The 13,619-nt window shown below is 59.4% G+C and carries 12 protein-coding genes; 8 read left to right on the forward strand and 4 right to left on the reverse strand.

What is annotated here, in order from left to right; all coding sequences use genetic code 11:
• The first annotated feature begins 158 nt into the window (after positions 1 to 158).
• Positions 159 to 2,489, forward strand: coding sequence for a TonB-dependent Fe(3+) dicitrate receptor FecA (gene fecA, locus J1G18_RS21990; protein ID WP_223008453.1), 2,331 nt, complete (start codon positions 159 to 161; stop codon positions 2,487 to 2,489).
• Between the two features lie 282 nt (positions 2,490 to 2,771).
• Here fecA and J1G18_RS21995 read toward each other — a convergent pair whose 3' ends face one another.
• Both J1G18_RS21995 and J1G18_RS22000 read right to left on the reverse strand, forming a co-directional pair.
• On the reverse strand, positions 2,772 to 3,176 hold the full coding sequence (locus J1G18_RS21995; RefSeq protein ID WP_027610895.1) for an HPF/RaiA family ribosome-associated protein: 405 nt from the start codon (positions 3,174 to 3,176) through the stop codon (positions 2,772 to 2,774).
• 200 nt (positions 3,177 to 3,376) lie between these two features.
• Positions 3,377 to 4,324 (reverse strand): LysR substrate-binding domain-containing protein, encoded by a 948-nt coding sequence (locus tag J1G18_RS22000; RefSeq protein WP_007914183.1) that lies wholly within the window; start codon positions 4,322 to 4,324, stop codon positions 3,377 to 3,379.
• Positions 4,325 to 4,459: 135 nt separating this feature from the next.
• On the opposite strand from J1G18_RS22000, the gene J1G18_RS22005 reads away from it, so the two are divergent.
• From J1G18_RS22005 to J1G18_RS22015, 3 genes are all read left to right on the forward strand, one after another.
• Positions 4,460 to 5,836 (forward strand): L-serine ammonia-lyase, encoded by a 1,377-nt coding sequence (locus J1G18_RS22005; RefSeq protein WP_223008454.1) that lies wholly within the window; start codon positions 4,460 to 4,462, stop codon positions 5,834 to 5,836.
• A gap of 86 nt (positions 5,837 to 5,922) precedes the next feature.
• On the forward strand, positions 5,923 to 7,224 hold the full coding sequence (locus J1G18_RS22010) for an HAAAP family serine/threonine permease (protein WP_115988185.1): 1,302 nt from the start codon (positions 5,923 to 5,925) through the stop codon (positions 7,222 to 7,224).
• A gap of 315 nt (positions 7,225 to 7,539) precedes the next feature.
• Positions 7,540 to 7,857 (forward strand): DUF3509 domain-containing protein, encoded by a 318-nt coding sequence (locus tag J1G18_RS22015; protein ID WP_007968083.1) that lies wholly within the window; start codon positions 7,540 to 7,542, stop codon positions 7,855 to 7,857.
• Here the strand turns inward: J1G18_RS22015 and J1G18_RS22020 are convergent.
• Complete coding sequence (locus tag J1G18_RS22020; RefSeq protein WP_003221775.1) at positions 7,854 to 8,354, reverse strand: phosphate-starvation-inducible protein PsiE; 501 nt, start codon at positions 8,352 to 8,354, stop codon at positions 7,854 to 7,856. The two genes, J1G18_RS22015 and J1G18_RS22020, sit on opposite strands and share 4 nt — an antisense overlap.
• A gap of 325 nt (positions 8,355 to 8,679) precedes the next feature.
• On the reverse strand, positions 8,680 to 9,399 hold the full coding sequence (locus J1G18_RS22025; RefSeq protein WP_183785872.1) for an autoinducer binding domain-containing protein: 720 nt from the start codon (positions 9,397 to 9,399) through the stop codon (positions 8,680 to 8,682).
• Between the two features lie 155 nt (positions 9,400 to 9,554).
• Between J1G18_RS22025 and J1G18_RS22030 the strand changes: the two genes are divergently transcribed.
• The 4 genes from J1G18_RS22030 (at position 9,555) to J1G18_RS22045 (ending at position 13,439) form a co-directional block, all read left to right on the forward strand.
• Positions 9,555 to 10,109, forward strand: a complete 555-nt coding sequence (locus J1G18_RS22030) for an acyl-homoserine-lactone synthase (protein WP_027610891.1) — start codon at positions 9,555 to 9,557, stop codon at positions 10,107 to 10,109.
• A 156-nt stretch (positions 10,110 to 10,265) separates the two neighbouring features.
• The gene (locus tag J1G18_RS22035) at positions 10,266 to 11,510 is read left to right on the forward strand and encodes an AfsA-related hotdog domain-containing protein (protein ID WP_135294986.1); all 1,245 of its coding nucleotides are present in this window, start codon (positions 10,266 to 10,268) and stop codon (positions 11,508 to 11,510) included.
• Entirely contained in the window at positions 11,507 to 12,655 is a 1,149-nt protein-coding gene (locus J1G18_RS22040) for an NADH:flavin oxidoreductase (protein WP_223008455.1), read from the forward strand. Before J1G18_RS22035 ends, J1G18_RS22040 begins: the two co-directional genes overlap by 4 nt.
• A gap of 13 nt (positions 12,656 to 12,668) precedes the next feature.
• Positions 12,669 to 13,439, forward strand: coding sequence for an SDR family NAD(P)-dependent oxidoreductase (locus J1G18_RS22045; RefSeq protein ID WP_135294985.1), 771 nt, complete (start codon positions 12,669 to 12,671; stop codon positions 13,437 to 13,439).
• Positions 13,440 to 13,619 lie beyond the last annotated feature (180 nt).

Genomic DNA, 13,619 nt, shown 5'->3' on the forward strand with positions numbered 1-13,619 from the left:
CTCAATACAGGGGCCGCTTTGCGCCCCAACGGGGAGCAAGCTCCCTCGCCACAAAATCAGTCATGCAAAAAATATTCGTAAACCGTGAGCCGTTTTTCAGATCTGGCGTGACAGAGAAGGAAAGCCCCCTTGATTCAACCTTCTCAGGATCAACCTTCATGCACCCCACCCGTCTCACGCCACTGGCCAGCCGCCTGCGCAACCTCATACTGGGCGCCAGCCTGAGCTTCAGCGCTCTGCCGGCCATGGCCGCCGAAACCAGGGTTTACCACATCGCCCCGGCATCGCTGGAAAACACCCTCAACCAGTTTGGTCGTGAAGCCGGCGTGCTGATTTCCTTCGGCTCGCAGATCACCCGAGGCGTGCAAAGCCGTGGCCTCGAAGGCAGCTACAGCACCGCAGAAGGTCTCGATGCATTGCTCGAAGGCACCGGCCTGCAAGCCCGCGCCGAAGGCAACAATGCCTTCAGCCTGCAACCGGTCGGCGACACGGCGCTGGAGCTGGACACCTCGAAAGTCGTCGGTGACTGGCTCGGTGAAGCGGCGCAGGTCAACGTGTTCGAACACCCCGGCGCCCGCGATGTGATCCGCCGCGAAGACTTCGAACGTCAAGGCGCGACTCAGGCGCGCGATGTGCTCAACCGCATCCCCGGGGTCAACGCCCCGGAAAACAACGGCACCGGCAGCCATGACATGGCGCTGAACTTCGGCATTCGCGGCCTCAATCCGCGCCTGGCCGCGCGCTCGACCGTACTGATGGACGGCATTCCCGTGCCATTCGCACCGTACGGCCAACCGCAGTTGTCGTTTGCGCCGATCAGCATGGGCAACATGGATGCCGTGGACGTGGTGCGTGGCGGCGGCGCCGTGCGATACGGCCCGCAGAACGTTGGCGGGGTGGTCAACTTCGTGACCCGTGCCATTCCCGACGCGCCGACGGTCAAGGGTGGCTTCCAGACGGAGACCAGTCCGTCGTCGAGCCATGACGGCTTCAAGACCAGCGCCAACCTGCTGGCCGGTGGCACCAACGAAAATGGTCTGGGCGGCGCGCTGCTGTACTCCGGCACCCGTGGTGGTGACTGGCGTGAACACAGCGACAGCGAAATCGACGACCTGATCCTCAAGGGCAAATACCAGCTCGACGAGGCCAACAGCTTCAACGCCATGGCCCAGTATTACGAAGGCAAGGCCGACATGCCCGGCGGCCTCAGCGTCGCCGATTACGACGCCGATCCGTATCAGTCGACGCGCCTGAAAGACCAGTTCTGGGGTCGCCGCACAATGTTCAACTTCGGCTATCGCTATCAGGAAGATCGCCGCGAATTCACCGCCAACACCTTCTTCACCAAGACCCTGCGCAGCGGCTATCTGGATCAGGGCAGTTTCCTCTCGCTGTCACCGCGCGAATATTGGGTGCGCGGTTTCGAAACACGTTTCGCCCAAGGCTTCGACCTCGGCCCGACCAGCCATGAAGTCGGCGTCGGTTACCGCTACATCAACGAGGCCGGCCACGAGTTGCGCTATCGCACGCCGATCAGCAGCAACCAATACCCGACTACCGACAGCCGCAACGACCGCGACACCCGCGGTGGCACCGAAGCCAATGCTTTGTTCGTCGACGATCGCATCGACATCGGCAAATGGACCATCACTCCGGGCGTGCGCTACGAGATGATCGAGTCGCAGCAGACCAACAACCTGACCGACGTCAAATACAAGGGCGACTACAACACCGCGCTGCCGGCGCTGAACGTGCTGTATCACCTGAGCGACAGCTGGAATCTGTACGCCAACACCGAAGGTTCGTTCGGCAGCGTGCAATACAGTCAGATGCCCAACCGTGTGAGCAGCGGCGAAGTCAAACCGGAGAAGGCCCGCACCTGGGAACTCGGAACCCGTTATGACAACGGCACCCTGCGCGCGGAAATCGGTGCGTTCCTGATCAACTTCGACAACCAGTACGAAAGCAACCAGACCAACGATTCGGTGATCGCCCGAGGCGAGACCCGCCATCAGGGCATCGAGACCAGCGTCAACTACGCGCTGGATGACTTGAGCCCGGCACTCGCCGGTTTCGATGTGTACGCCACTTATGCCTATGTTGACGCGACCATCCGTGAGGACGGGCCGAACAAGGGCAATCGCGTGCCGTTCTCGTCGAAACACAAAGGCACGATTGGCGTCGGTTATACCGAGGGCCCGTGGAAACTCAACGTCGACAGCAGCTTCCAGAGCGACCAGTTCGCCGACAATGCCAACACCTCCAGGGAAAGCGCCGACGGCAGCACCGGCAAGATTCCCGGTTACATGCTGTTCAGCAGCCGCGCCGGTTATGACTTCGGCCCGCAATTGTCGGATCTGAACGTGGCGGTGGGGGTGAAGAACATTTTCAACACCCAGTATTTCACCCGCTCGTTTGATGACAACAATAAAGGCAAGTACGTGGGTGAACCGCGCACGGTGTACGTGCAAACCACCCTCGCGTTCTGAGATTGAAAAAACCCTCACCCTAACCCTCTCCCAAGGGAGAGGAGACTGATTGCGGGATGCTTGCGAAGTACGCCGACCTGATTCTACTTTGCCGAATCCATAGTCGAGTCGGTCTTTCAGGTCGATGTTTCACGTCAGACACCTCGGTCGGTCCCCTCTCCCGGAGGGAGAGGGCTGGGGTGAGGGGCCGCTTTCTGATGCCCTGCGCAAAAAACGCCACAAACAAAAACGGGCCTGCTTGCGCAGGCCCGTTCTCATGGGGTGGCTTGAAAAATCAGCGTATCAACTGTTGATCGCTGCCTGTTCGTTCTCGAGAAATTCTTCCTCCAGCAGTGCATCATTCGCCTTGCTGAATGGCACGATGGCGGCGCGAGGTTTGCCTCGCAGTTTGCCAAACAGGTGCTCCAGCGCGTGTTCCAGTTTTTCGGCTGCACCGTCGATCGCCTGTTCCAGCGAATCGGCTTTGTGGGTGACGGAAATCGGTTGATGGCCTTTTGGCCGCGCTTCCAGTTGGCAGCGCAAGTCATGGGGACCTGGTTTGTCGCCGTTCTCGTCGCTCAGGTGGACTTCGACACGGGTCAGGTCTTCTTCATAACGTTCGAGCGTGCTCTCAATAGTTGTACGTACCCACTCCTCCAGTCGCTTACTGCTTTGAATATGGTTATCGCTGTTGACTTGGATTTGCATAGTTCATCCCTTATTTCAGCTAGCTCGCCAGAGGCCTTGAATTGGATTTCCTGACCTCCTGGTTACAACAATCGGCCCGACCGACGAACATTTCAACCCCTGAAAAAAGATAAATATTCATTCGCAAAAAAAGCCGGACAACCGGGCAAGTCACTGGTAAGGTCGGGAGTTGGGTCGCTTCGCAACCCTGCAAAATCTGCTCACAATTGCCCGTCGTTCAACGGGTGCAAGCTGCGGAAAATCCCCGCCTCCTCCACCAGCCAGTCATGCACCGCGCGCACGCCCGGATGGCTCAAGGCCCCCGGCGCATACAGCAGCACGTAGCGTTTGTGGTTGGGCACCGACAGGCCGAACGGCACAATCAACGTCCCGCGCTCCAGTTCATCGTTGAGCAACGTGCGCCGGGCAATCGCCACGCCCATACCGGCGATCGCCGCTTCGATGGTCAGGTGATTGCGATTGAACGTGTGCCCACGCCGTACGTCGGCGCCTTCAAAGCCAATCGCGTTCAGATAAAACTCCCATTCCGCATATTCATAACTGCCCCGCCAGGCGGTGATGTCGTGCAACAACGGGAAATGCACCAAGTCCGCCGGCCCATGCAGCGGCGGACGCCCGCGCAGCAAACTCGGCGCGCAAACCGGGAAAATCTGCTCATCGAGCAAGGCTGTGGATAACAGCCCCGGATAACTGCCGTCATTCAGGTCAATCGCCAGATCGAAATCGCCCTCGTGCAACGGCACGCTGCTGTCCTCGGCCACCAGCCGTAACTGGATGTCCGGATAACGCTGTTGCAGACGCGGCAAACGCGGGGTCAGCCATTTGCTGAGGAACGACGGAATCGAACGCACCCGCAGAATCCCGCTGATCATCCCGGCATCCAGACGACGCAATTCAGCATCGATGCTGCCATAGGCCTCGTTAACCGTGATGGCCAGTCGCTGGCCTTCCGCACTCAACTCCACGCCCCGCGCCCGTCGGTGGAACAGGCGAAAACCCAGTCGCTCTTCCAGCTGGCGAATCTGCTGGCTGACCGCCCCCGGAGTGATGTGCAGCTCTTCAGCGCAACGGGTGAACGACAGGTGCCGCGCGGCACAGGAAAACACCTGCAGCCAGACGTAGGTCTGGGCATGCAATTGACGACTCATTGTTTAGTCCTGCTAAAGGCTTACTTAGGAAATTTCGTTAGTCACGTAGGACCGAGGTAGGCAGTATCGCCGACATTGCGCTTGTCCTACAAAAAATGGCAGCGATTCCTACTCCATTGCTTGTAAGGGTTTAGCATGGCTATCAGTGTTTTCGATCTATTCAAAGTCGGCATCGGTCCGTCCAGTTCCCACACCGTCGGCCCGATGCGCGCCGCCGCGACCTTCGCCCAGGCGCTGATCGAGCAACGCTTGCTCAACGATGTGCGTCGCGTGGAAATCCGTTTGTACGGTTCGCTGTCGGCCACCGGCGTCGGCCACGCCACCGACCGCGCGACGGTCATGGGCCTGATGGGCGAATGGCCGGACAGCATCGATCCGGCGACCATCGATCCACGCATCCAGCAACTGCGCGAAAGCGGCGTGTTGCTGCTGGCCGGCCAGAGAGAAATTTCCTTCAACTGGCAGCACGATCTCCTGCTGCTCGACGAAAGCCTGCCCTACCACCCCAACGCCATGTCGCTGACAGCCTTTGGCGAAAGCGCCGAGCTGTTTACGCAAACGTACTACTCGATTGGCGGCGGTTTCATCATCGAAGCCGCGGAGGCCGAGTCCGGTGTGGCACCGGCCGGCGACGTGGTGCTGCCGTTCGATTTTTCCAGCGCTGCCGAACTGCTGAACCTGTGCAGGCAGCACAATTTGCGCGTGTCGGAACTGATGATGGCCAACGAACGGGCCTGGCGCAGCGACGCTGAAATCCGTAACGGCCTGCTGCACATCTGGTCGGTGATGCGCGAGTGTGTCGAACAGGGTCTGCGCCACGAAGGCATCCTGCCCGGTGGGCTGAACGTGCCGCGCCGCGCGGCGAAATTGCACCGCAGCCTGCTGGAAATCGGCAAGCCGAATGTCATCAGTTCGACGCTGTCGGCGATGGAGTGGGTCAACCTGTTCGCCCTCGCCGTCAACGAAGAGAACGCTGCCGGCGGGCGCATGGTGACCGCGCCGACCAATGGCGCGGCCGGGATCATTCCGGCCGTTCTGCACTACTACATGAAATTCAATCCGGACGCGTCTGACGAGGACGTCGTCGCTTTCTTCATGGGCGCCGCCGCCGTCGGCATTCTGTGTAAGAAAAATGCCTCGATCTCCGGCGCCGAAGTCGGCTGCCAGGGCGAAGTCGGTTCGGCCTGCGCCATGGCCGCGGCGGGCCTCGCTGAAGTGCTCGGCGCAACCCCGGAGCAACTGGAAAACGCCGCTGAAATCGGCCTGGAACACAACCTCGGCCTGACCTGCGACCCGGTCGGCGGCCTGGTGCAGGTGCCGTGTATCGAACGCAATGCCATCGCCGCGGTGAAGGCGATCAACGCCACGCAAATGGCCCTGCGCGGCGACGGCAAACACTTCATTTCCCTCGACCGGGTAATCCGCACCATGCGCGATACCGGCGCCGACATGCACGACAAATACAAAGAGACTTCACGGGGCGGCCTGGCTGTGAACTGGGTGGAATGCTGACGCGCATTGCCTGACCGTCCCGGCGGGCCGCAACTTGCGGCCCGCCAACCGTGAGCCCGAGCAAAAATAATAACGAGGCAAAAACGATGACCGATGTACGTACACCTGCTGCCGAAAATCCCGCTGTAGATCGCACACGCAACACCGAAATAGCCCACAAGGGCTGGAGCAAATCCGACACCACCTGGATGCTCGGTCTGTATGGCACCGCCATCGGTGCCGGCACTTTGTTTCTGCCGATCAACGCCGGCGTCGGCGGTTTCTGGCCGTTGCTGATTCTGGCGTTGCTGGCGTTCCCGATGACCTTTTTCGCCCACCGGGGCCTGACCCGCTTCGTCTTGTCCGGGCGTTCGGGCGACATCACCGAAGTCGTTGAAGAACACTTCGGCATCGGTGCCGGCAAGCTGATCACCCTGCTGTACTTCTTCGCGATCTTCCCGATCCTGCTGGTGTACAGCGTTGCACTGACCAACACCCTGAGCAGTTTTCTCGAACATCAATTGCACATCGCGCCGCCACCTCGGGCAATCCTGTCGCTGGTGCTGATCCTCGGCCTGATGGCGATCGTGCGCTGCGGGCAGAACGTGATCGTCAAAGCCATGAGCGTGCTGGTCTATCCGTTCGTCGCCGCGCTGCTGTTGCTCGGCCTGAGCCTTATCCCCAACTGGAACGGCGCGTTCTTCGCCAGCGCCAAGGAAGCGATGCCGCTGTCGACGTTCCTCAAGACCCTGTGGCTGGCGATCCCGGTGATGGTGTTCTCGTTCAACCACTCGCCGATCATCTCCGCCTTCGCGGTTGACCAGAAGCAGCGCTACGGCGCCGAGGCCGAACGCAAGAGCAGCGGCATCCTCGCCATGGCCCACGGGATGATGGTGGTGACGGTGATGTTCTTCTGCTTCAGCTGCGTGCTGGCGCTGTCGCCGGCGGATCTGGCGGCCGCGAAAGCGCAGAACATTTCGATCCTGTCGTACCTCGCCAACCACTTCCAGACCCCGGTCATCGCTTACGCCGCGCCGCTGATCGCGCTGGTGGCGATCACCAAATCCTTCCTCGGCCACTACATCGGCGCCAGCGAAGGCTTTCAGGGCATGATCGTCAAGAGCCTGCGCGGTCGTGGCAAGGTGATGTCGGCGAGCTGGCTGAACCGTGCGACCGCGCTGTTCATGATCCTCAGCTGCTGGGCCGTGGCGACGTTCAACCCGAGCATCCTCGGCATGATCGAAACCCTCGGCGGGCCAGTGATTGCCTGCCTGTTGTTCCTGATGCCGATGTACGCCATCCGCCGTGTGCCAGCCTTGCGCCAGTACTCGGGACAGGCGTCCAACGTGTTCGTGGTGCTGATCGGCCTGATTGCACTGTCGGCGATCATCTACTCGGTTCTGCCCTGAAACGGGCCACAAATGACAGAGGCGAGCCATGGGCTCGCCTTTTTTATGCCGTATCCATTGTCCAACAATTTTCCCGGCACAGCCCTTGCTATGACCTGTGCAGGAGCTGTGTAGGAGCTGTCGAGTGCAACGAGGCTGCGATCTTTTGATCTTCATGACCGAAGTCAAAACAGCGCAGATCAAAAGATCGCAGCCTTTGGCAGCTCCTACAAAACGCAACACCACAGGCCACGGAATCGCCGATGATCAGGTATTGCGAACCAACCCGATCACGGCCGGTCAACAACTGCACGTTCAATCAGGCGGTGACGCATCATGGACAACCCTTTTCAGATCATTACCGATGCCTTCGCGCCGGACTATCAGATCAACCTGAGCATTCAGGGGCTGGACGGCAGCATCATGCTGACCCTGTCGAACAGCGGCCGAATCGTCGCCAAACGGATGATCAGCGCCGAACAGCGCAACGATCCGGTACGGCTCAAGCGGCTGGTGCAAAGCATTCAGTTCGGCATCGCCATCGAACAGGGCCACAGCGCCATGGCGATCCTTGAAGCGATGACCAGCGGTGACGGGCTGCCTCCGCCACCGCAGCAGAGCAACGGCCAGCCTCGGCCGTCGATGGGGCTTTAAAGCTCGCCCTTCTCGATCTCGGGATGTTCACCGGAGCCGGCGCCGAGCTTGCGTTGCGGTTTTTCGATCTTCACCGACGGAAATTGCGACGAGGCGTAACGCACCACCAGGATCGAGAACGCCAGCAGCAGAATGCCGCCGCACAGGTAGATGATGCCCATGTCCGGCGGGTTGTGGTGCGAGACGTTGGAGATCAGCAGGCGGGTCAGCGCAGTGATCGCCACGTAGATCAGGAAGCGCACCGGCATGTGGTTGGTCTTGAAGTAAATCCCGACCATCGCCCCCAGTTCCAGATAGATGAACAGCAACAGAATGTCATCAATCTTGATGTGGCCTTCTTCGAGCATGCCGAGAAATTCCATCACCGCCGCCCATGCGGTCACCGCACCAATGGCGAACAGCGCCAGGTAATGGAAGGTCTCGACGAACAGGTTGCCCAGGGACTCGGCCAGTTGATGCACGTTTTGCCGCAGTTTCTCGGCCCAGTTGATTTTCACGATGATGTTCCTTAGCCCGATGCGAGCGGATGATGCCGGTTGGACGTGACGGTTTTCCGTATGCGCTATGCGCCATGCAGAAACGAGGCCACGCATCATGGCGAGCCGGCATGAAACCTGCGCCGTGGCGTTTGGTCGCACCGTTGAACAGGCACCGTCGTCAGGAATGTTTGTGACGCTATAACTGAAGTTTCTTGATGAATTCGTTACGCTTGAAAAGGCATTAGCTTATAAATGAAATATTATTAATCGGGAAAATCTGTGAACTCGCGCACAAACACTCCGGTTATTCACCAGTTAGTTATCCAACAAATTATCAGGGTAATTATTTCCACAGCAGGCCCATCAGCGAAGCTTTAACTGCAGCGGCGATCTTGTTTTGGCAACCGAGTTTTTTCAGGCAATGGTTAATATGGAAGTTTACTGTCCTTTTGCTGATACCGAGGATCACCGAAACATCGTCCGATGACTTTCCGTCAGCGGTCCATTGCAGGATTTCCTTTTCTCTCTGCGACAGTTCTATCGGCACCGGGAGCACCGAATCGGCGCCGCGCATCTGCAGGCGCGTCAGCCCCAGGTGAGTAATCTGGGCCAGCCAGGACAGCTGCGCCTGTTTGGTTTCGAGTTCCTGCGCGGTGATCGTCCCGCCGCCCCGGGCAAAGGTCACCAGCCCTTGAGCTTCGCTGTTGAGCAGCGTCTGCCCCCAGCCCTCCGAGAGCCCGTGAGCCTGCGCATCCTGCCAGAATTCGGGCATCTGAGCCTTGAGTTCAGCGTCCCACAGCACCGGTTTCACGCTGCGCATTGCGCGCTGGACGTAAGGATCGATGTCCAGGTAACGATTGGCGGAATAGGCAGCTTGCCAGGCGGGCGAATAATTATTGGCGAGAAAAAGACAGGGTTTGGTGATGGGGAAAAGCCGGCGTGACCCGTAAGCCACATAATCAAACTCCAACTGCCTGGCGACGGTCTTGATACTGTCGAACAACAACTCGACATCCGTTGCAGACATGGCGTTTTCCAACAGTTCAGCCTGCCAATATGACATAGAGATTCCTTTCCCACAGTTAATGCTGTCGGCCTCTTGCCAACATGCCTAGCATATTTCCAAATGTTTCCGCTAGCTGTCAAGGGTGACAGGTAGTATGCGAGCGCAGTGTGCACTTTAATCGCCACCCAACCAATCACTAAACGGAATCTGTGATGGATTACTTGTCAGGACGTTATGACGAGTTGACGACACTAAAGCGTCAACGCTTGGCTCAATATCGCTATCAGGTGTTCGTCGAACGCCTCGGCTGGCAATTATCCACGCCGGACGATTTCGAATTCGACCAATTTGATCACAGCGGCACCCACTACATCGTCGCCGAAGAACACGACGGCAACATCAAGGGATGCGCCCGCCTGCTGCCCACCACCCAGCCGTATCTGCTGAGTGAAGTATTCACTTCGTTGCTCGGCGACAAGCCTGCCCCGTGCGGCGATGACATCTGGGAGCTGTCGCGCTTCACCTCACTGGACCTCGATGCCGAGGGCGGCAAAAACGAACAGATGATGTCCGACGAAAACACCGTCGGCCTGTTCATGGCCACGCTGGAGTACGCCCGAACCTGCGGCGTTTCACATCTGGTGTCAGTGTCCCCGGTTGCCATCGGACGCCTGCTCAGACGTGGCGGCATCGACTACAAATGGCTGGCGCCGCTGCAGGTTCTGGACAACCGAACCCTGGGCGCCTGCTACATCACGGTGCAGTAACCCTGCCCGACACTCGATAACAAGAAAACAAGAAAACAAGAAAACACATCAACTGAAGCTGCTGACACGCGTCGAGCAGCACCTTTCGGTGTGGGTCGATTTCACGCCATGGATAGCAACTGCCTTACAACCAACGTTCAACACAGAGGGATAATCATGATCGACATGCACAGGAAAGTTGCCAAAGACATCGTCCACAAGGGCCACGATGACGACGTGCTGATTTACGACGCTCACCACTTGCTGCCGGCCTGGCTGCCGGCCGCCGTCGCGCAACGGGCGAACCTTGATCCAATGGATCTGGAGATCGTCAATCAGGCCTATCGGCTGGACAGCGAACGTCTGGTGCTGCGCTCGCTGCCAACCATCATTGACCTGGAAGAGCTCGAACAGGCAGGCCTGTCGGACTGTCTGCCGGAACTGCTGACGAATTACGAAAAGGCCACCGACCACCTGATCCTCAGCGGCATCTGGGTGCTGGAAAGCACCGAAGCCAAACTGGCTCGACTGCCCGGTTGCGGCAACGGCCTGAGCCTCGATCAGCGCCGGCAGGTACATGATGTCCTGAAAAACCTGGACGGCTGCCCGCAGCAGGGTCTGCTCTATTTCACCCTGTTCAACGACACCGCCAATTACTTTTTCTACCGCAAGCACCACGAGCACGTGCCCGGCCTGATGCTGATCGAAGCGGCACGCCAGGCGATGTACGCGCAGTTCTACGAGCACAGCGGTTATGCCCGCGGTGAGGTGTCGATTTCCATCGTTGATCTGCTGTCGAGTTTTCCCCGTTACACCGAGTCTTCGTTTCAGGTGGATGTGCTGGTTGGCGACTACGAAGGCATGGCCCAGCCACGGGCACGCAAGGTCGACAAGCGTGCGCGATTCTTCCAGCGTGGCGAGCTGGTGGCCGACATTCGCCTGCACGGTGAAGTGATCAAGATGCCGGTGTTCAAGCGCATGCGCAATATCAACATCGACCCCGCCTGCTGGTTCCGTCCGCTCAAGGGCATACGCCATGAAGTGCTGGTGCGCCTGGATTCAGGTCGTCACCTCTCCGCCCGCCTTGAGCTGCTGTCGATGGCCGGCCTGCAAGTGCAATGCGACAGCCCGCTCGAGGCTTCCGAGCGCGGACACGTCTACCTGTACCTGGAAAACGAAGGGATGATCAGCCTGCCGTTGCAATCGCTGCACGCCAGCGACGCGACAAAGGCCGGCACGCTCAAACTGCACCTGGCAGAGCTGGATTCGCCGTTGCGCTTCAAGTGGCGCGAAGTGCTCAAACAGTTCGCTTACTTCTCCCACGAAGAAACCGCCCCGGTTCCGGCGCCCGTCCTCGGCCAACCGTTGTGGATGACCTTCGACCAAGCTTCGGCGATGCCCGAACAAAGGAAGGAAGCATGATGCCGCGCTATCCCCACGTGCTGGAGCCCCTGCGGCTGGCCGGCGGGCTGGAGTTGCGCAATCGGCTGTTCTTCGCGTCGATGGGCGTGGACCTGGCCGATCACAGCGGGTGTGTGACGCCCGCCATGATCGAGTTCTATCAGGGCATCATGGAGGGCGGTTGCTCCATGGCGTTTCTGTGCAACGCCACGGTCTCGCCGCAATCGCGTCTGCAGAGCACCGGGCTCGGCCTGTTCGAGGAGCATCAGGGCGAATCGCTCAAGGCGATGTTCGCGATGGCCGAGCAGGTCAATACGCCGGTGGGTGTGCAACTGCAGCATTACGGCGGTCAGGGCACCACCACCCACACCGGCGTTGCCGTGCTGACCCCGAGTGGCGTGCCCTGCCCGCGCGTGTCGAAACTCGATCCGGATTACCGCGTGCGGATCATGGACGAAAGCGACATCGCCCTGGTGATCGAGCAGTTCGCCCATTCCGCCTGGCTGGCCTGGACCAACGGCGCGCGACTGGTGCAGTTGCAGGCATCCAACGGCTACCTGCTGAGCAGTTTTCTCTCGCCGCACACCAACAAGCGCACCGACCGATATGGCGGCAGCGAAGAGAACCGTGCGCGACTGTTGCTCGACGTGGTCAAGGCCATCCGCGAGCGCACCCAGGGCCAACTGATCGTCACTATTCGTCTGGGCATCGACGACCGTCTGGGCGCTGAAGGGCTGCAATATCCGGACCTCAAGGAAACCGTGCAGGCGCTCTGTCAGGCCGGCGTTGCCGCGCTGGAATGTTCGATGTGCATGGGCGCGACTTTCGGCCAGTTGATTGTGCATTCGGAGACCATGGACCACTACCTGCAAGCCGGCGTGCGGGCGATCAAGTCGGTGTCGACAGTGCCGGTGGGTTACGCCGGTTTCATCGACGGTCTGGACAAGGCCGAGCAGTTGCTCGCCGAGGGCGTATGCGATTGGGTGGGGATGTCGCGGGCGCTGTTTGCCGACAACGACCTGATCAACAAAACCCTGCAGGGCCGCTCCGCCGACATTCACAAATGCCGATGGGACAGCCAGTGCTTCAGTGACAAAAGCAATCCGCGACTGGATCGGGTGTATTGCTGCGTAAACCCGAAATATTTACGCCCCGCGTTGGCATAAGGAGATGCGACATATGTACGATTTTCTGGGAAAAGTCTGCCTGGTCACCGGCGGCACCAGTGGCATTGGCGAAACCGTCAGCGAACGCCTGATCAAGGCCGGCGCCGATGTGATCGTGTTCGGCCGGGACGAGGAAAAAGGCGCGGCGCTGGCCGATCGGCTGGGTGAACACTGCCGCTTTATCGCCTGCGATGTCGGTGATCCGGCGCAGGTCGAGCAGGCGTTCGCGACCATTCGTTCGGCCTACGGCCGCCTCGATTGCGCGTTCAACAATGCCGGCGTGACCGCCAAATACGGAGCGCTCGCGCAATCGTGCCCGGAGGACTGGATGAAGGTGATGAACATCAACGTCAACGGCACCTACCACTGCATGCGCCATGAACTGCAACTGATGCTCACCCGCGGCACCGGGGCCATCGTCAATACCTCGTCCTGCGCCGGCGTGGTACCGATTGGCGGCCAGGTCGCCTATGTCGCCAGCAAGCAGGCGATCAACGGCATGACCCAGGTGGCGTCGATCGAGAATGCGCGGCTGGAAGACGGCGGCTGCATTCGCGTCAATGCGGTCGCCCCGGGGCCGATCCTCGGCGGCATGAACAGCGAGGCACGCCTGAAAGCCGCACCGGAAAACACTCAGCGTAAAATCAACGTGACGTCGATGAAGCGCTTCGGCACGGCGGACGAAGTGGCCAACGCGGTGCTCTGGCTGCTCAGCGATCAATCTGCTTACGTCACGGGTGTGATCATGCCCATCGATGGCGGTTACGCCAGCGGTAAGTTCTGAAACCAAATAAACCAAACGACCCGCCGTGTGCGGGTCGTTTGGTTTGAGGCGCGTGAATCAGGAAAAACCCCGAATCCGGTCTACATTGAAAAGCCACTACCCAAAGCGCAGGGATTCGCTTATCCTTTCGCTGTATATAAATACAGTAGTCGCTAAGACAACTAAATGTGAAGGCATGTG

It is taken from the genome of Pseudomonas sp. MIS38 (assembly GCF_019891575.1).
Classification (GTDB): domain Bacteria; phylum Pseudomonadota; class Gammaproteobacteria; order Pseudomonadales; family Pseudomonadaceae; genus Aquipseudomonas; species Aquipseudomonas putida_A.